This is a genomic window from Pseudemcibacter aquimaris (assembly GCF_028869115.1).
GTDB lineage: Bacteria > Pseudomonadota > Alphaproteobacteria > Sphingomonadales > Emcibacteraceae > Pseudemcibacter > Pseudemcibacter aquimaris.
In genome coordinates, this window is record NZ_CP079800.1 from 840,848 (window position 1) to 858,347 (window position 17,500).

19 protein-coding genes, 2 tRNA genes and 1 pseudogene are annotated in these 17,500 nt (G+C 40.5%); 16 read left to right on the plus strand and 6 right to left on the minus strand.

What is annotated here, in order from left to right; translation table 11 throughout:
* Positions 1-14 precede the first annotated feature (14 nt).
* Complete coding sequence (thiL, locus tag KW060_RS04035) at positions 15-965, plus strand: thiamine-phosphate kinase (RefSeq protein ID WP_274757340.1); 951 nt, start codon at positions 15-17, stop codon at positions 963-965.
* Positions 966-978: 13 nt separating this feature from the next.
* A complete protein-coding gene (locus KW060_RS04040; protein WP_249035089.1) occupies positions 979-1,497 on the plus strand; it encodes a flagellar basal body-associated FliL family protein in 519 nt (172 codons plus the stop codon).
* Between the two features lie 4 nt (positions 1,498-1,501).
* Here KW060_RS04040 and KW060_RS04045 read toward each other — a convergent pair whose 3' ends face one another.
* The gene (locus KW060_RS04045) at positions 1,502-1,975 is read right to left on the minus strand and encodes an outer membrane protein assembly factor BamE (RefSeq protein WP_249035090.1); all 474 of its coding nucleotides are present in this window, start codon (positions 1,973-1,975) and stop codon (positions 1,502-1,504) included.
* Between the two features lie 202 nt (positions 1,976-2,177).
* On the opposite strand from KW060_RS04045, the gene KW060_RS04050 reads away from it, so the two are divergent.
* From KW060_RS04050 to KW060_RS15880, 6 genes and pseudogenes are all read left to right on the plus strand, one after another.
* Complete coding sequence (locus tag KW060_RS04050) at positions 2,178-2,723, plus strand: ubiquinol-cytochrome C chaperone family protein (RefSeq protein ID WP_274757341.1); 546 nt, start codon at positions 2,178-2,180, stop codon at positions 2,721-2,723.
* A complete protein-coding gene (locus KW060_RS04055; RefSeq protein WP_249035092.1) occupies positions 2,723-3,298 on the plus strand; it encodes a YceD family protein in 576 nt (191 codons plus the stop codon). Before KW060_RS04050 ends, KW060_RS04055 begins: the two co-directional genes overlap by 1 nt.
* Before the next feature lie 103 nt (positions 3,299-3,401).
* Positions 3,402-4,487, plus strand: coding sequence for a phosphate acyltransferase PlsX (plsX, locus tag KW060_RS04060; RefSeq protein WP_249035093.1), 1,086 nt, complete (start codon positions 3,402-3,404; stop codon positions 4,485-4,487).
* Entirely contained in the window at positions 4,487-5,464 is a 978-nt protein-coding gene (locus tag KW060_RS04065; protein WP_249035094.1) for a beta-ketoacyl-ACP synthase III, read from the plus strand. The genes plsX and KW060_RS04065 overlap by 1 nt, the downstream gene beginning before the upstream one ends.
* Positions 5,465-5,606: 142 nt before the next feature.
* A complete protein-coding gene (locus tag KW060_RS04070) occupies positions 5,607-5,900 on the plus strand; it encodes an integration host factor subunit alpha (RefSeq protein ID WP_249035095.1) in 294 nt (97 codons plus the stop codon).
* A 68-nt stretch (positions 5,901-5,968) separates the two neighbouring features.
* Positions 5,969-6,218 (plus strand): annotated as a pseudogene (locus KW060_RS15880) (MerR family transcriptional regulator); the annotation flags it as partial.
* 166 nt (positions 6,219-6,384) lie between these two features.
* Here the strand turns inward: KW060_RS15880 and KW060_RS04080 are convergent.
* A complete protein-coding gene (locus KW060_RS04080; RefSeq protein ID WP_249035097.1) occupies positions 6,385-7,686 on the minus strand; it encodes a hypothetical protein in 1,302 nt (433 codons plus the stop codon).
* 118 nt (positions 7,687-7,804) lie between these two features.
* The gene (locus tag KW060_RS04085) at positions 7,805-8,299 is read right to left on the minus strand and encodes a hypothetical protein (protein WP_249035098.1); all 495 of its coding nucleotides are present in this window, start codon (positions 8,297-8,299) and stop codon (positions 7,805-7,807) included.
* 106 nt (positions 8,300-8,405) lie between these two features.
* Between KW060_RS04085 and KW060_RS04090 the strand changes: the two genes are divergently transcribed.
* The 4 genes from KW060_RS04090 (at position 8,406) to KW060_RS04105 (ending at position 11,063) form a co-directional block, all read left to right on the plus strand.
* A tRNA-Pro gene (locus KW060_RS04090) sits at positions 8,406-8,483 on the plus strand.
* Between the two features lie 340 nt (positions 8,484-8,823).
* Positions 8,824-9,930: an RNA ligase RtcB family protein gene (locus KW060_RS04095; protein ID WP_249035099.1), complete on the plus strand. Its 1,107-nt coding sequence runs from the start codon at positions 8,824-8,826 to the stop codon at positions 9,928-9,930.
* Positions 9,930-10,553 carry a peptide chain release factor H gene (gene prfH / locus KW060_RS04100; RefSeq protein ID WP_249035100.1) on the plus strand — a complete coding sequence of 208 codons (624 nt, stop codon included), beginning with the start codon at positions 9,930-9,932 and terminating at the stop codon, positions 10,551-10,553. Before KW060_RS04095 ends, prfH begins: the two co-directional genes overlap by 1 nt.
* 15 nt (positions 10,554-10,568) lie before the next feature.
* Positions 10,569-11,063, plus strand: a complete 495-nt coding sequence (locus tag KW060_RS04105; protein WP_249035101.1) for an SF0329 family protein — start codon at positions 10,569-10,571, stop codon at positions 11,061-11,063.
* Here the strand turns inward: KW060_RS04105 and radC are convergent.
* Genes radC through sfsA form a run of 3 tightly spaced genes read right to left on the minus strand, consistent with a single transcriptional unit; the run spans position 11,046 to position 13,247 of the window.
* Entirely contained in the window at positions 11,046-11,723 is a 678-nt protein-coding gene (radC, locus tag KW060_RS04110; protein ID WP_249035102.1) for a RadC family protein, read from the minus strand. The two genes, KW060_RS04105 and radC, sit on opposite strands and share 18 nt — an antisense overlap.
* A complete protein-coding gene (map, locus tag KW060_RS04115; RefSeq protein ID WP_249035103.1) occupies positions 11,716-12,537 on the minus strand; it encodes a type I methionyl aminopeptidase in 822 nt (273 codons plus the stop codon). The genes radC and map overlap by 8 nt, the downstream gene beginning before the upstream one ends.
* The gene (gene sfsA / locus KW060_RS04120; protein ID WP_249035104.1) at positions 12,534-13,247 is read right to left on the minus strand and encodes a DNA/RNA nuclease SfsA; all 714 of its coding nucleotides are present in this window, start codon (positions 13,245-13,247) and stop codon (positions 12,534-12,536) included. Before sfsA ends, map begins: the two co-directional genes overlap by 4 nt.
* Before the next feature lie 52 nt (positions 13,248-13,299).
* Here sfsA and KW060_RS04125 point away from each other — a divergent pair, with 52 nt between their 5' ends.
* The 4 genes from KW060_RS04125 to KW060_RS04140 all read left to right on the plus strand — a co-directional run bounded on the left by KW060_RS04125 (position 13,300) and on the right by KW060_RS04140 (position 17,494).
* Positions 13,300-14,055, plus strand: coding sequence for a competence/damage-inducible protein A (locus tag KW060_RS04125; RefSeq protein ID WP_249035105.1), 756 nt, complete (start codon positions 13,300-13,302; stop codon positions 14,053-14,055).
* A gap of 169 nt (positions 14,056-14,224) precedes the next feature.
* A tRNA-Leu gene (locus KW060_RS04130) sits at positions 14,225-14,311 on the plus strand.
* A gap of 353 nt (positions 14,312-14,664) precedes the next feature.
* A complete protein-coding gene (locus KW060_RS04135) occupies positions 14,665-15,786 on the plus strand; it encodes a DUF2336 domain-containing protein (protein WP_249035106.1) in 1,122 nt (373 codons plus the stop codon).
* 34 nt (positions 15,787-15,820) lie between these two features.
* Positions 15,821-17,494, plus strand: coding sequence for a PAS domain-containing sensor histidine kinase (locus KW060_RS04140; protein ID WP_249035107.1), 1,674 nt, complete (start codon positions 15,821-15,823; stop codon positions 17,492-17,494).
* The last annotated feature ends 6 nt before the right edge of the window (positions 17,495-17,500 follow it).

Consider the following 17,500-nt stretch of genomic DNA (forward strand, 5'->3'; position numbering starts at 1 on the left):
CAGAATTTGATCTTATTTCGAAATATTTAAGGCCCCTGACTAAAGAGGGAGGGGCCGCTGATGCCCTTAAAAATGATGCTGCTGTCTATAGCCCAAATCCGGGCATGGATATCGTTACCACAAAAGATACGTCCATTGCTGGTGTTCATTTTTTTGAAAATGACGATCCGGAATTGATTGCTGAACGATGCTTAAGGATTAATTTGTCTGACCTTGCTGCCATGGGGGCGGAACCTGTGGGCTATTTACTAAGTCTTTCATTGCCGATAACTGGGATTGATGTTGATAGTTGGGTTAAAAAATTTGCCACAGGCCTAAGCAGCAATCAAAAGTTTTTTCGATGGGATTTATGGGGTGGTGATACTGTAAGCACACCCGGTCCATTATCAGTATCTGTAACGGCGATTGGGGAAGTGAAGAGAGGGCAGTATCTTTCCAGATCAGGTGCAAATGTAGGCGACGGTATATATGTATCAGGTGCGCTTGGTGATGCAGCAATGGCGCTTGATGTTATTCAGGGGAACTTGAACACTGATAAAGATGCATTTTTTAAAAAACGATTTTACAAACCATTTCCAAGATTGAAACTTGGTAAAAACCTGGTGGGTGTTGCGTCGGCAGCACTAGATATATCAGATGGGCTTATGGGTGATATATCACATATCTGTAATCATTCCGGTGTGGGCGCAATAATTTATTGTGACAAAATCCCACTATCATCGGCTTTTGTAAATATTTTAAACGAAAATAAGCAGTATCATTCCCTTTCATGGAGTGGTGGTGATGATTATGAATTATTGTTTACAGTACCAAAAGAGAATGAAAAACAATTGCAAAATTTACCCAAATGCCAATATCATGACATTGTAAAAATTGGAGAAATTATCGAAGGGGATAATGCTATCTTACTTGATGGTATAGGAAATAAAATAGAGCTTGAAAAACAAGGGTTCCAACATTTTTGAAAACAGGTGAATAATGTCCGAAGAAGAAAATAAAGAAGACGAAAAACCGGAAGAAAAAACAGAAGAAGGCGGCGGTGGTAAGAAGCTGTTGATTGTTGGCTTGCTGGCAGGTTTGATCGTCGGGGGTGGCGGCGCCGCGGGGTATTTCATTATGCAATCTGGTAATGATGGTGGTGCCGAAGTCGTTGAAGCAGAGCCAGAGCCGGAAATTGAGCGTCCAGACTATCAATATGCGCAGTTAGACCGTCTCAGTTTACCTCTATTTCATAATGGTAGGGTGCTAAATTACGCCATGATGAGTGTCTCTCTGGAAACAATTGGTGAAGAGAATATGACTTTGGTGAATAAAAATATGATTATCATCAAAGATGCATTGCTTAGACATTACAGCAATAATTCAGTGGGACGCGAAGATAATCCACGCGTTGTTGATTTTGATAAACTATCATCAAAGATACAAGAAATCATTGATCAGGAAATTGGCAAAAACATTGTAACGCGTGTTGTCATTAACGATGCAATGAATTTGTAGTTTGCTAGTTACCGGCGGTTGGGTTTGAAGCACCGCCGCCAAAGCGACCAACATTTCCGAACAGTTCAGCAAAGAAATTCATGTCTTTACCGTGGGTGACAGTTTTCTTCGTCACAGGATCAATGATTTGATTGTCTTCTACAGAATAGCGACGAATATCTGATACATAATTTTCATCATCGAATGAAATTGCGAGAATATCCATTTCCGTCACGCGCTCTTTAAAAAACGCCCATTGTTCTGTTTTCTTAGAATAATAATACCAGTTTTCATCATCAAACGTTGGGCGCATTGTAGGATTGCCCAGCATGGAAAGTACAGATTCCTTATTATCCACTTCAACGCGAATGGCTTCTGTCATTTTAGGATCCGGTACATAACCACGAGTGGTTTTGATAGCAGAGCAACTTGCAAGAATAGCTGTTGACAATAATAGAATTGTCAATTTTTTTGCCGTATTTGCTATCTTAATATTCATCGGTTTTTATACCTTTTCTCTAGTATCATTTGCAGTTTTGCTTGCTACATGTTAATTCACAGCTGCTTACTTTAACAGCCTAAATTTGGCAACAAAATGGCATTTGCGATAACACTAGTCAATCATTTAGTATATGTATTTTAAAGGGCAGTAATTTTATGTCTTTGAATGATTGGCTATTTCAGTGAAAGTAAAGAACGAAATGTTTGGATTTTTATTTAAAAACAAAAAGTTGAATAACATAGCGCATGATTTATTTGGTCAAATCATATCCCAATCTCGTGAACCTGTTTTTTATAAGAAATTTTCTGTGGAAGACAGTTTGGACGGTAGATTCGATCTTATGGCGCTTCATATGGCAATTGTGATTGAAAAATTGAACAATTCGGAAAATCAGGAAGATGTTCTTAAATTGAAGCAGGCCCTGCAAGAAATTATGTTTGATAACCTTGACCTTACCATGCGTGAAATTGGCGTTGGTGATATGGGCGTGGGTAAAAAAGTAAAAGCAATGGCAGAAGCATTTTACGGCCGAATGAAAGCCTATAAAGAGCATCTCAATTCAAATAATAAAGCTGAAATGACAGCTGCATTAACAAGAAATCTTTACCGTGACCGAAATGTTGACGGAAAGTCCGTTGATGCGATGGTGGCATACGTATTTGAGCAATATTCTCATGTCTTAAATCAAGATGCACAAAAAGTATTTAGCGGTGAGATTAATTTTTTTGTGCCGGATGATGAATAATGAGCGAAGATTTACCTGAAAATGAATTTGTGAGATTGGTTGATCTAAAACCAATTGAAAAAAAAGGCTTCGACATCAACATTGAAGCAGACGAAGAAGAGAGGCAAAAACTGGCGGGTCGCTTTTCAATTCCTGGAATTTTAAAGCTTGAAGCAAACTGTACAATTAAAAAACGAGCTCAAAAACAAGTTGGTGATTTCCAATTGAGTGTCGTTCTGAATGCGGAAGTTATTCAGGAATGTGTAATGACGCTTGATGATGTAAACGAATCAATTCATGAAGAATTTACAATAATTTTCGAACTGGATGATAAAGGCAGACAAAAAGAGGAAGAAGAAAAAGAAGTAGAGTTTTCTTTGGAAGATGAGGATATTGAAGTTATTAGTGGCTCGGAAATTGATCTGGGTGAATATGTGGCTGAATATCTTTCCTTAGCGATGAACCCTTATCCCCGACAAAACACCGTTGATAAAGAAAAACTGGGTTATGAAATTATGGATGAAGAAGACGTGATTGCAGAACCAGAAAAGAAAAATCCGTTTGCTGTTTTAAAAGACCTTAAACATAAGACTTGAAGATAAAAGATAATACTATATTTTAAACAAACGACCTTTTTAGGCTTGATTCAAAGTTAATGAGTGTTGGTAGAAAACAGAATAACCAAATTAAGGGTATGCTTTGACGCGTGAACTTGTAATTTCATTGGATGCTATGGGCGGTGATGACGCACCTGATATTGTTATCGAGGGCGCAGCAATCGCACGTGAACGTGTGCCGAATTTGAAATTCATTATTTACGGTGATGAAACGAAAGTTGTCCCGCTTATTACAAAATTCCCAATCTTGAAAGATTGTTGTGAAGTCAGCCATACGGATAAGGTAATTTCCGCAGATGAAAAACCAAGTCAGGCGTTACGTCGTGGCCGTGATTCAAGTATGGGGCAATCCATCCAGGCTGTAAAAGATGGTAAAGCATGCGCGGCTGTACTTGCGGGGAATACTGGTGCTCAAATGGCACTGGCAAAATTTATTTTACGCACGATGGATGGTATTGACCGACCTGCGCTTGCGTCATTAATTCCGACAACACGCGGTGAAAGCGTCATGCTTGATCTTGGCGCTAATGTGGAATGTGATGAGAATAATCTAACCCAATTTGCAATTATGGGCGCCGCATTCGCGAGAACCGTTCTTGGTGTTCAGTTGCCATCTGTTGCTATTTTGAATGTCGGTGTTGAGGAATTAAAAGGCAGTGATGTTATTCAAAATGCGGATAAGCTGCTGCGTAATGCAAACCTTCCTATGGATTATAAAGGCTTTACCGAAGGGCATGGCCTTGGCGGTGGCGAAGTTGATGTTGTTGTGACGGATGGTTTTACAGGGAACATCGCGCTAAAGACTGCTGAGGGAACCGCAAAAATGATTGCTAACCTTCTTAAGCGATCATTAAATGAATCTGTAATGTCAAAAATTGGTGCTGCTTTTGCAAGTTCATCACTCATGTCATTAAAAAATCATCTCGACCCTAATAATCATAATGGTGCCGTATTTATGGGACTAAATGGCCTTGTGATTAAAAGTCATGGTGGTGCATCGGCAAAAGGATTTGCTGCTGCGATTGGGGTGGCCGTTGATATGGCCGAAAATGACCTCGCGGGTAAAATTACCCGTGATCTTAAGAATTTTAATAGTACGATTGAAAATACCGAAGATGTCGACACGAACGAAACGGTTATTGAGATGAATATTAAGGAACAAAAGTAATGGCCGCCATCCGTTCGATTGTATCGGGCACTGGATCATACCTACCGGAAAAGATCTTAACCAATAAAAATATGGAAGAAATGGTCGATACATCCGACGAATGGATTATCGAAAGAACTGGCATTAAACAGCGCCATATCGCTGCTGATGATCAGGTGACTTCTGATCTTGCCGTGAACGCGGCGAACAATGCACTTGATGCGGCGGGAATGACTGCGGATGATATTGATTTAATCGTTGTGGCAACCTCATCAGCGGATCAAACATTTCCATCTACTGCGACAACAGTTCAAAGAAAACTGGGTATCACACGTGGTGCAGCATTTGATGTACAGGCGGTATGTTCGGGATTTGTATATGCACTGACAACAGCAGATAATTTTATCAAGGCTGGGCAGGCTCAAAATGTGCTTGTGATTGGTGCAGAAATTTTCTCGCGTCTTCTTGATTGGGAAGATAGAACAACCTGCGTTTTATTCGGTGATGGTGCTGGTGCTGTTGTTCTTTCTGCCAAAGAGGGCGAAGGTAACAACGACGATCAGGGTATTTTGGCGTCACGCATCCATTCAGACGGTCGTTATAATGAAATGCTTTATGTGGATGGCGGTGTTGCTTCCACGGGGACTATTGGTCATCTTAGAATGAGAGGGCGGGAAGTATTTCGTCACGCTGTAAAAAATCTTGCGTCCGTCGTTGGTGAGGTTCTTGGTGACACTGAAATGACATCAGATGATGTTGACTGGATTGTTCCGCATCAGGCAAATAAACGCATCCTTGATGGCACAGCAAGAAAACTTAAAATTGCACCGGAAAAGGTTGTTGTTACCGTAGATAAGCATGCCAATACATCGGCGGCTTCAATCCCATTAGCGCTCGATATCGCCGTAAGAGATGGCCGAATCACCCGTGGTGATGTGCTGATTCTTGAAGCGATGGGGGGCGGATTCACATGGGGTGCTTGCCTTCTTAGGTGGTAAAACTTTCCAAATAAGCCTCAAAAACCCGATTTTTCTGAAATTTTCCTTGTAAACTAGACCTTTAGGAAGATTACGCATCCCTTTGATATTGACCGATTAATTCTGCTGAAGTAGGCTAGGGAAAACAAAAGAGGCGAGAAACATGAGTGGAAAAACAGTAACAAGAGCTGATCTGATAGAAGCCGTTTATCAGGAAGTGGGACTATCCAGAAATGAATCTTCCGATCTGGTTGAAACGGTTTTGGATGAAATCGCATCGACGCTTACAAATGGGGATAATGTAAAAATTTCATCGTTTGGCAGCTTTATCGTTCGCGATAAAGGTGGTCGTGTTGGCCGCAATCCAAAAACGGGCGAAGAAGTTCCGATTGAACCAAGACGTGTACTGGTATTTAGACCGTCACAGGTTTTAAAAGATCGCGTTAGTAATTCTTAAATTACTAAACTTTTCATCTAAAAGCTAAATTCAATCATATGGGTTTAGCCAGAAAGAACTTGGGTTAAATGTCAGCTAGTAAACATGCAAAGTCACCAAATGCGTTCCGGACCATCAGCGAAGTTGCTGATAGCATCGGCATTCCGCAGCATGTTTTAAGGTTCTGGGAAAGTAAATTTAGCCAAATCAAACCAATGAAACGTGGCGGTGGCAGACGTTATTACCGTCCGGAAGATGTAGAAATCATCGAAGCCATCAGAAGGCTTTTGCACGATGATGGTTATACCATTAAGGGTGCGCAAAAATTATTACGTGAACATGGTGTAAAAGCCGTTATCAATCAGACGTATGCTCAAAGTACAACTGATGAAGAAGAGAGCACAACCGATAGCATCGCTGTTGCCAATAGTGATGATGTCAGTCTTGTATCAATCCGTGATAATCTTCAAGTCTCAAGAGATAAACTCAGAAAAGCTTTAAAAGCTTAATGTTTCACCAGATCATCCCAATTTACATATGCCATGTGATTTGGGGCCTCTGAATAATTTCCTATTATTTTACCTGAAATATAATCTAATTCAGTTTCTTTAATGATAATAAGTTCGTCTTTATGATCAACGCCGTCTAGTGAAAGTGCAATTTCCTCTTTCGCGCAAAGAGCGGCTAATTTATTGACTTTTTCAACGTAATTTTTTGCCAATTTTTCTTTGGGTGATGCGTTTAGATAAATTCCATCTAAACCACATTCTTTATAATAGTAAATTTCTGATGGTACTTTTTCGCATTCAATTACGACTTCCTTACAAAACTTTCTAAGTGAGGTGATGATTAAATGCATTCTTGCCTCTGGGAACCCTTCTGGAAATCCAACCAATTGGAATGTGATATAATTTCTAAGCGGTTCAGGGATATTTTGACAATGAAACAAAAATGTATGCAGGCGCGTTAAGTTAAAAAGCGTTTTATAATGTAATGGAATTGAAAATTTTGCCCTGAAATTATTGTTGAAGAATTCCTGCATCATATCGACAACTTCATCCAATAAAAGCTTGTCCAGTTCAATCATAGAGGCAAAACAAAATGGCGTTGATAAAGTCTTATAGCTTATTAACGAAGTTGTGTTTTCTGATTTATTCTTTTTATTTTTTCGAATACTGATCATAAATGTTGAAATGACATTGTTCTTCTTATCCCAAATCGGTTTATAGATCAGCTCAAACGGGCGTTCCTTTTTTGGCTTTATATGTGAAACAAAAGGCTCAAGTTTAGGAACAGAGGCATGTTCATTTGTAATGGGTTTTTCTTTTGTTTCTAACTTGCTGGAATATGCCACATCTTTAAAAAGAAGCTTACCATGCCTTTTACCAATAGCTGTTCTAAGTATCACATTTCTATCGTAACATTGTCCCAGAAACTTTTTTGAAATCCCTTTTAGAATGCTACCGCAAATTTGTTGACCATCGGCAGTTGTCTTAGATGTGAAGATTATGAGATGCTCTGTTTCTGACCTTGAAAAAAATATATCTTCGTCATCTGTGTGATATTTAATTCTTTCCATCAAAGTGGATAGAATTTTTTCTCTTTTACCATACCACGCCAGGCCGAGAGTTTCTTTAATATGCTGAAGACTTATTAAATGGACTTTACCAGAATCGAATAAATCACTTGCCGCGACGACTTTTTCAAAATTCTCAATATCGGAATAACGTGAATATGCCTTGCCCCCAATAAGACGGGAAAAAGCATTCATCGTTTTATTTGTTATATGATCAAATAGCTTTAGCATTTAATCTCAAAATCCTCAAAATTCGTATTTTCAGATTTTGGATGTTACTAAAGCTATTTTAAAATTAGCTTAAGGATTAGTTCAAATTGTAATAAAAACAATTAGTTATAATGTTGGTCTAATTCCCAGCGCCATTTGATTTAATCAGGCGTTCGATAACCTCATCCGAATAATCAAGGATCTCGCCAAAGCCAACGGCGATTTCACGACGACCCGCTGCATCATATTTATTGCTTGCGATAAGTTCTGCTTTTCGTTTTTTAAGTGCAAGATACTTATCAAGTGTGTCATCTTTATAGATCACAAATAATGTTAAACCATTTGTCTTTGATGCCGGGAAAAGATCGGTTACCAGAAAATCATTCTCACGGTAATATTCTACGCCATTACGCTCTGCGATGTGTTTTACCACAGGTTCCCATTTTGTCGCTTCCTCTTCTGTGAATAATTCACTAAGGCCTACTTGCTTAACCTCTAGGTTAACAACCTCGGCAAAAGCGGCAATCACACCCATATGGAAGTGGATGTTTTCAACGGTAAATTCCTCCAGATTTTGTGCCTGCGCAGATGTAAATGAAAATGCGAATATGATAGCAATTAATTTTTTAAACATTTTGTAATCCTGTAATTATTATTTTTCCATATGCTATAAACATATTGGGTAAAAATCAATGTTGCAGACTATTAAGCCTGTCGTTATATTGCCACCACCAATTTAGCGGAATGTGGCGCAGTCTGGTTAGCGCACTACACTGGGGGTGTAGGGGTCGCTGGTTCGAATCCAGTCATTCCGACCATTTTAGAGCCTCTGATTTTTATGATCAGGGGCTTTTTGATTTATCGTTCTGAATATTTTTTGAATAATCCGCTTGCAATTTAAAATTGATTTCAATATAACCGCGCAACAATTTGCACATGTAATTATCAGAAAAAGAGGAGGGTCAAATGCAAAACATAAACACAGACATTTCGACACTACTTATTAATTTTTCTAATCAGGAAGAAAAAACATGGGCAATTCCTATGAAGGTGGTTATGACCACCTAACTGAATTGAGTGCGCAAGTTGCGGCTCAACATTTTAATAACATTAAACGACGTATCGTAATGTCTTCTCATTTATTTTGGGAGGGGCGTTATGTGTAATAATTGTGTGAACATTATCGCATCCTGTGATAGCTGGATCGAAGGTGAAGCCATCCGTCAACTTGAAGAAACTGCAAAACTGAAAGGTATCAAGCGTGCAGTTGGTTTACCTGATCTTCATCCGGGGAAAGGTATTCCAATTGGAGCGTCATTTCTTAGCGAAGGTGTCATATACCCGCATCTTGTGGGTAATGATATTGGCTGTGGTATGGGGCTATGGACAACGGATATTCCGGTTCATAAATTCAAACTGGATAAGGCTGTTAAGAAACTGAAAGGTTTCGAAGAACCATATGATGGTGACATCAGTGATATTCTGGATGAAGAAGAATTCTATGAATTTACCTCACACTCATTTGGAACCATTGGTGGTGGAAATCATTTTGCTGAATTTCAACGCGTTGATCAGGTCTTTGATAACGGCTTGTTTCAATCGCTCGGGCTTGATGAAAAGTCGGTCGCGCTTCTTATCCATAGTGGTTCACGTGGTCTTGGACAGGTGATTTACCACAAATATGTGTCTGATTGTAAAGCGGAGGGACTTCGCGAGAATAGCGGTGCTTTTGATGCCTATATTACGGAACATGACTATGCCATTAAATGGGCAGAGATAAATCGCCGTGTGATCGCCAAACGTTTTCTAAATCGTCTTGGAGGTACTGGTAAACGTTGTCTTGATATTTGCCATAACAGCGTAACGAACTATGTTGATGGTGGCTGGCTACACCGTAAGGGGGCTGCGCCATCTGATAAAGGTGCAATTGTCATTCCCGGCTCGCGAGGTGCGATTACCTATGTGGTGATGCCGAAGTCGGGAGTTGATGATGTGGCATTAAAATCACTTGCACACGGTGCAGGTCGTAAATGGAAACGTGGTGAAGTCAAAGACAAGCTTGTTAAACGTTATAAGGTCGCAGATCTTGAACAAACCAGGTTTGGTGGTCGTGTTATCTGCGAAGATAAGGCCTTGATATATGAAGAGGCTACAGAAGCTTACAAAGATATCGAGGTGGTGATTTCTGACTTGGTCAATGCAGGGTTGATCGACCTAATTGCATCCATGAAGCCACTCATTACATACAAGACAAGGAGGAAATAATGGACGTATATATTCATATTTCTTCAGGTTCTGGCCCGCGCGAATGTGCGTGGGTCGTGAACAAGCTTGCGGAGGTATTTGTCAAAGAAGGCCGTGCTGAGGGTATCAAGGCGATCATATTGTTGGGAGATAACCCCTCAGCATCGCTTGCCCCATCATTATTGATGAAACTTTCTGGTAAGTCGGTACGCGAATTTGCGAAAGAAAGAATTGGTACTATCCGATGGATTGGTAACAGTCCCTTTAGGCCAAATCACAAACGCAAGAACTGGTTTGTTTCTGTATCAAAGGCACCAACCATTAGCGAGGTGCCGGAACTACAGGAACGCGATATCCAATATCAAACCATGCGTGCAACTGGTCCCGGTGGGCAACATGTGAATACGACGGATTCAGCAGTAAGGGCGACACATGTCCCGACGAATGTTTCTGTAGTAGCCCGAGAAGAACGTTCACAGCATATGAACCGGAAGCTCGCTATCACCAAGCTTGCTATGATTTTTGCCGACCGTCAGTCATCCGAAAGACAAGATGCCAAAGAAGCCATGTGGCGACAACATCATAACCTTGAACGTGGTAATGCGGTTAGGACTTATGAGGGTATAAAATTTAAGAGAAAATAATGGAAAGGAGTAACTATGCGTTGGTCGAAACTTAAGAAACGAATAGAAGATAACTTTGCCGAAAACATTAAGTCACGCATTTCCATTCACAGCACTGCTTATGGAAACTGTTCATGTGGACATGCTTGGTTGACATTAGACGGAAAAGTCATTGCAAATTTTTGTACCAGAGCTTTCTTTAATAGATATCCAATGGGATATGGCAGAGGTGAAATGAAATTAGATAACAAGAAAACTAATAAGTACAAAGATCAATTTGTTGAGTATGGAGAAATGTCGCGTCAGAATTTTTACTTAGCTTGTTGGGAATATATTCACAAAATGGGGCTTGATGAAGCTTTGGATTCAGAAAATTGTTTAATACAATCTTTGGCCGTCCTAGATAAAAGGTTGGGTAAGAAACGCATGAATAATCTGAAAAAAGCAAACTTGCACCGGCTTGCAAGAAAATTATTGCTTATTCGATTTAATAAAGATGACCTTGCTGTCTGCCTAAATCAAATCCAGTGACTTGAAACTGCTATGGCCGCCTTTGGAAATGATAAGGTGGTCATGCAGTATGACGCCGAGTTGTTTGCCGGCTTCCATGATTTTTTTGGTCATTTCGATGTCTTCACGGCTTGGGGTAGGGTCGCCACTTGGGTGGTTATGAACAAGGATGATGGCAGTGGAACCGAGTTCCAGTGCTTTTTTGATGATTTCACGTGGGTATACCGGAGTGTGGTCAATGGTGCCTTCCTGCATTTTAACGTCCGCAATCAAACGGTTTTTACGGTCAAGAAACAGAACACGGAACTGTTCATTTTTCTTATAGGCCATTTCAGATGAGCAATAATTAATAAGGGCCTGCCAGTTACTGAGAACCGGTTTTTCAAGTACTTTACTTTGTGCAAGTTTTTGTGAGCTGGCCTCGACAATTTTTAATGTGGTGACCACGTTGTCACCAACACCGGAAATTTCCTTTAATCGTTCTGGTGGTGCGCTGATTACTTCGGCGTAATTCCCAAATTCAGCGAGCAATGTTTTTGCAAGTGGCTTAACATCACGGCGTGGGATCGCCAGCATTAATGCCAGCTCAAGTAATTCATATTCAGCAAGTGCGTTTGCGCCCCCTTTGCGGAAGCGCTCTTTAAGTCTTTCTCTATGTCCTAGACGGTGATCATCAGACATAGGGCGGTTTTGTGTGTCCCTCTGGTGATAGCGTGAATACCTCAACGCCGTCAGCGGTCACCCCCATGCTGTGTTCAAATTGTGCGGATAGTGATTTATCACGTGTTACCGCGGTCCAGTCATCAGATAGAACCTTTACTTCCTTGGTACCAAGGTTGATCATTGGCTCAATGGTAAAGAACATGCCTTCTTTAATCACGGCACCTTCGCCCTTACGGCCATAATGAAGGACATTCGGGCTATCATGGAAAATACGGCCCAGACCGTGGCCACAAAAGACCTCAACCACGCTGCAACGTTGGCTGTGGGCATATTCCTGAATGGCGTAACCGATATCACCCATTGTATTTCCGGGCTTAACCTGTTCAATACCGCGCATAAGACATTCATATGTGATGTCGACAAGGCGTTTTGCCTTTACGCTTGGTGGTCCGACATAAAACATGCGGCTTGTATCGCCGTACCAGCCATCCACAATCACGGTAACATCAATGTTAATGATATCACCTTTTTTAAGTTTCTTTGGTCCCGGAATACCGTGACAAACCACATGGTTGATGGATGTACAAATTGATTTTGGGAAACCGTTATAATTTAGTGGTGCGCTTATGGCGCCGTGATCCGCCACAAAATCGGCGCATATTTTATCAAGTTTGTCAGTCGTTACACCCGGCACAACATGTGGCGTAATCATGTCCAATGTACGCGCGGCTAAATTACCAGCTTTACGCATGCCATCAAAATCGGCAGGGTCGTGTAATTTAATCGCGCTGGTTGCTTCAACCGGTGCATCTGATGCTTTTATATATCTCATTCTTTATCCATTATCGGGATGCTATGATCCACTTCAATACCCTGTGGTGTTACATTGCTGATATAACAATATGCCTCAACACCATTTTCTTTTGCCATTTTTAACGCATCTGCATAAGCGGGGTCAATGTCTGATGCAATTTTGAATGTTTTGATGTCACTGCGTTGGGCGAGATATAACATCACACTACGTGCACCTTCATCCACCATATTGCTTAATTCATTGAGATGTTTTGTACCGCGGCTTGTGACGGCATCGGGAAATTCACCAAGTTCTGCTTCGCGGCTTAGGGTTACGCTTTTGACCTCAACATAACAATCCGGTTTGCCGTCTTTATGTCCGCTTAAGAAAATATCGATGCGGCTGTTTTCGCCGTATTTCATTTCACGGCGTAGATTTTCGTATCCCTGAAGTTCCTTGATGGTTCCGTCAAGAATGGCTTCTTCCACCAGCTTGTTTGGATGGGATGTGTTAATGCCGACCATGGCACCAGCCACTTTAACGATTTCCCATTTATAAGAAAGTTTCGCTTTAGGGTTCGTTGCGGGGGATAACCAGACTTCGTTGCCTTCGTCTTTTAAGGAAAGCATAGAGCCACTATTGGCGCAGTGGGCGGTTACCACCTCGCCACTGTCCAGTTTTACATCAGCAAGGAAACGTTTGTATCTTTTAATTAACGTTCCATGGAAAAGTTCGTGTTCAAATTTCATAAGTTAGGATATAGTCCTATTTTCAATGATATTCAATTGTGATGACATAAGAATGGTAAAAAAAGTAAAAGCAGCACTCATCATTATCGGTGACGAAATCTTATCAGGAAGAACCCATGACGCCAATTTGAACTATTTGGCAAAATGGGCTGGGGGAATGGGGATTGTTCTGGATGAAGTTCGTGTTATCCCTGATATTGCGGAACGTATTCAAGTGGCCGTTAATGAATGCCGAAATACGTTTGATTATGTTTTTACCACAGGTGGTATCGGGCCGACCCATGATGACATTACATCTGAAAATGTGGCGCGCGCATTCGGTGTGGACCTCCTTTTACATGATGAGGCAAGAGGATTGCTTGAAGAAAGTTTGGGGACAAAAGATTTAAGCGAAGCGCGTCTTAGAATGGCGATGATTCCAGATGGTGCGGAACTGATTAAAAATCCGGTTAGCGGTGCCCCAGGTTTTATGCTTGGCAATGTATTTGTTCTTGCGGGCATTCCGGTCGTCATGCAGAGCATGTTACTTGATGTTGAAAATAAAGTTTCCGGTGGGTCAAAGGTTGTTTCAAAATCCATTCATGTATTCGAAGGGGAAAGTCATTTTGCGGCAATCCTGACGGAAGTCGAAGATACATTTGAGCACTTAACCATCGGCAGTTACCCATTTTATAAAGCGGGTAGTTATGGTGCAAGTTTCGTTGTGCGTTCCCCCATTGAAAATGATGTTGATAAGGCGATTGAATTGCTAGGCCAAAAGATTAAAGACCGTGGTTCTGAATTCTTTGACGGGGAAGCACCGGAATAAGAGAATCACATAGAATCAATTAGAATCACTTTAAATGATAAAAATGGCAGTTTTCTGCGAATTTTATAATTTTTGTTAAAAAAAATGAAAAAAAGTGAAAACTGATGGTTCCATTCCTTAAAAGAATATGGCATACCCTCTTATCGATTTACCAATCACGTTTCAATGTGCGCTCGTGGTGAAATTGGTAAACACAGCAGACTTAAAATCTGCCGCCCTCACGGGCTTGCCGGTTCAAGTCCGGCCGAGCGCACCACCTCTTCCAAGCCATTAAAAATAAATAGATTTTTATCCATCTTCGAAATCAATTTTTAACCATTTATGGTTAATTTTAGTTCGTCTTTTTACAAGAGAGTTTGGTCTGTATTATAGAGCTGGAATTTATGGACGAAAAATGTGAGGTCAAAAAAAGACTTGCAATGCCAAAATTTATATCTAAAGTTTTAAATTAAGTGATATATTGAACTAACTGTAAAATAAGGATTTTTATATTTTATTAACCAAATCGTTTTAAACTTCGTAAGTTAAAAATATAAGAAAAATAAGAATAATAATAAGAAGAAATAAGTAAAATTGCAGTAAGCAATGTTACGAAAATGTTGGAACGTTATGAGTGAAAATCTATCATCACAAAGCTTGTTAAAGCTTGCTATGGATAGCTCGAAGGGATCGAAAGATGCCCTGATGGAGAACATTACAGATCTGTTTTTGTCCTCTAAAGGTCGCTTGAATGAGCATGAACGCGTTCTAATGAATGACATTATGGTCAAGCTTCTTAAAACCGTTGAAAAAACAATCAGAAAAAACCTTTCCAAAAAACTTGCAGAATCGGATGAGATTTCAATCGAGCTTGTCACCATGCTTGCCAATGACAATATTGAAATTGCGCAACCCGTTCTTGAAAAAAGTAAGCTACTTCGTGATGAAGATCTGATTGAAACAATTCGTAACCGCACGGATGCACATCGTCTTTCCATTGCTATACGTGAACATGTCAGTGAAAATGTATCAGGTGAACTGATTGAACATGGCAGTGAAGATGTGATCGAAGCGCTTATTCGCAATGAGAATGCAGAAATTTCACAAGCTTCACTGGATTATTTGGTGCAGGAATCACGTTCAGTGGACCGCTTCCAAGAACCGCTTGTAAATCGAAATGATCTGTCATTTGAAATGGCCCACAAAATGTATTGGTGGGTGACAGCAGCGCTGCGTCGGAAAATCGTTGAAGATTTTGATGTCGATCCAAATTTGCTTGATGATGCACTGGAAAGTGCAACAAAAGAAATTATCGCGAACCATAACGAAGAGGATGGCGTTATGCAAAAAGCGATATTGCTTGTTCGTACTATGAATAACCAAAGAAGGCTGAATTTTGATTTTGTTGTCACATCATTAAGACAGCAAAAAATAAATGTGGCTGTTGCTGCTCTCGCGGAAATGAGCGGCCTTGGGGTAAAGATTATCTGGCGCGTGATAAGGGAAAAAAATGACGAGGGTCTCGCTGTGATTTCACGTGCCATCGGGTTAGAAAAATCGCAGTTTTCATCAATGTTTTTGTTAATCTTGCAGGTGAATAGTGGGCCAAAGGCAAGATCGACATCAATATTGAATACGATGCTAAGTTTGTATGATAGGATTAAACCTGCAAATGCACGTGCCGCAGTGAAGTATTGGCAACGTGATTATCATTTTCAGGAAGCACAATTGTTATTACAGGATGCATGTTAGGGTGCATCACACATTACTGGGATAGGATAGTAAAGTGGGAAAGAAAAATAATATAACAAATCAAACGATTATCCCATTGGAAATCGTTGAAAAGCTGAGGGCAGAAAAGCTTGTCAAAACTCAATTAGAGAAGAGTGACAATCCGACTGTTAAAGATCAGATTCACATGCTTCTTTCTAAAATGAAGTTTGATGAAAATGTTCCTCTTTATGTTTCAACAATTAATGGTGAACTTGTTTATGTTAATGATGGATATCGCGCTCTTGTCAGCGACAGCGAATCTATCAGCGGCATCGTTCACAATTCGCGTGGTGAATATTCACTACCTGGAAGCCTACTATCCATTTTAAATGAAGTACAATTAACCCGCAGCAGCGTTACCGTTGAAGAGACTATCCATCTTCACGGCAGCAATCATCAATATCGTTCTCGTCATTTTCCTATCTGTGACGACCAAGGATATGTGATTGCCATTGGCGGTACTTATACGGATTGTACGGATCAATACCGTGCGACACAGACAGAAGAATTAAGCGGTAATGATCAACGTTACCGCGATTTCGCACGTGCAACGTCGGACTGGTATTGGGAAGTTGATAAATCATTTAATCTGACTTATTTATCAAATCGTTTCACTGCACTAACGGGTGTTCCATCATTCTTGATGATGGGTAAACAGCTTAGTGAGTTGGGAACACTTCTTGATGGCTTTGATGGAAAAATAGTTGATGAAACAGCATTTATGAACAAAAATGCGCCGTTTCGTGATCAGCTGTTGGTGATTAAGGATCAGGACGATGAAGATGTTTATGTTTACTTAAGTGGTGTGCCGCTTTTTGACGTAAAAAGTGGCGAATTCCAAGGTTTCCGAGGTGCCGGTACAGATGTGACGGAAAACCGTAAAGCAAAGATTGAAGCAGAGACCGTTCAGGAAACATTGATTGATACGCTTCATGAATTAAAAGGTAAGCGTGCGCAACTTGATGTGGCAACGAAACAGGCGGAAGAAGCCATCGAAGCAAAAGGCGATTTCCTTGCGGCGATGAGTCATGAGCTAAGAACGCCGCTTAATGCGATTATTGGTTTTGCTGAAACCATGACCATGCAGGCGTTTGGTGAACTTAACGATCAATATATTTCATATAGTAATGACATTATGAATGCGGGTCGTCACCTGCTACACCTTATCAATGATATTCTGGATGTTGCGGTTCTTGAAAGCGGCAAAATTCAGCTTGAGACAGAAGATGTGTCATTAAATGATGTTATTAATGGTGCCCGTAATATGGTCGCGATTAAGGCGGAAAGCAAAGAAATTGATATTAGTGAAGTTTCACTGAATGAAGAAGTTGATATCTGTGTTGATGCACGTCGTGTTACACAAATTTTCGTAAACCTTCTAAGTAACGCCGTGAAATTCACACCAGAAGGTGGTTCGGTTGGTGTTAAAACGCGCGTCTTTGAAGAAGGAATCATCGGCGTAACAGTATGGGATACCGGTATTGGTATTGCCCCGGATCAACAAGAACTTGTTTTTGAGAAATTCCATCAGGACCGCGGTCATATTTATGCCCGTAAGGAAGAAGGAACCGGTCTAGGACTTCATATTTCAAAACATCTAGCCAAACAGATGGGTGGTGACGTCGTTCTGAAAAGTAAAGTCGGCGAGGGATCAGAATTTACCGTTCTGCTTCCGCTTTCAAGATAAGATATA

Bases quoted from the DNA above. Each gene is read 5' to 3' on its own strand.
- KW060_RS04045 (WP_249035090.1), bottom strand. From the start codon at position 1,975: ATGAATATTAAGATAGCAAATACGGCAAAAAAATTGACAATTCTATTA.
- KW060_RS04095 (WP_249035099.1), top strand. From the start codon at position 8,824: ATGTGTAATAATTGTGTGAACATTATCGCATCCTGTGATAGCTGGATC.
- KW060_RS04070 (WP_249035095.1), top strand. From the start codon at position 5,607: ATGAGTGGAAAAACAGTAACAAGAGCTGATCTGATAGAAGCCGTTTAT.
- map (WP_249035103.1), bottom strand. From the start codon at position 12,537: ATGAGATATATAAAAGCATCAGATGCACCGGTTGAAGCAACCAGCGCG.
- KW060_RS04080 (WP_249035097.1), bottom strand. From the start codon at position 7,686: ATGCTAAAGCTATTTGATCATATAACAAATAAAACGATGAATGCTTTT.
- prfH (WP_249035100.1), top strand. From the start codon at position 9,930: ATGGACGTATATATTCATATTTCTTCAGGTTCTGGCCCGCGCGAATGT.
- KW060_RS04085 (WP_249035098.1), bottom strand. From the start codon at position 8,299: ATGTTTAAAAAATTAATTGCTATCATATTCGCATTTTCATTTACATCT.
- KW060_RS04065 (WP_249035094.1), top strand. From the start codon at position 4,487: ATGGCCGCCATCCGTTCGATTGTATCGGGCACTGGATCATACCTACCG.
- radC (WP_249035102.1), bottom strand. From the start codon at position 11,723: ATGTCTGATGATCACCGTCTAGGACATAGAGAAAGACTTAAAGAGCGC.
- KW060_RS04135 (WP_249035106.1), top strand. From the start codon at position 14,665: ATGAGTGAAAATCTATCATCACAAAGCTTGTTAAAGCTTGCTATGGAT.
- KW060_RS04125 (WP_249035105.1), top strand. From the start codon at position 13,300: ATGGTAAAAAAAGTAAAAGCAGCACTCATCATTATCGGTGACGAAATC.
- KW060_RS04050 (WP_274757341.1), top strand. From the start codon at position 2,178: ATGTTTGGATTTTTATTTAAAAACAAAAAGTTGAATAACATAGCGCAT.
- KW060_RS04105 (WP_249035101.1), top strand. From the start codon at position 10,569: ATGCGTTGGTCGAAACTTAAGAAACGAATAGAAGATAACTTTGCCGAA.
- sfsA (WP_249035104.1), bottom strand. From the start codon at position 13,247: ATGAAATTTGAACACGAACTTTTCCATGGAACGTTAATTAAAAGATAC.
- KW060_RS04040 (WP_249035089.1), top strand. From the start codon at position 979: ATGTCCGAAGAAGAAAATAAAGAAGACGAAAAACCGGAAGAAAAAACA.
- KW060_RS04055 (WP_249035092.1), top strand. From the start codon at position 2,723: ATGAGCGAAGATTTACCTGAAAATGAATTTGTGAGATTGGTTGATCTA.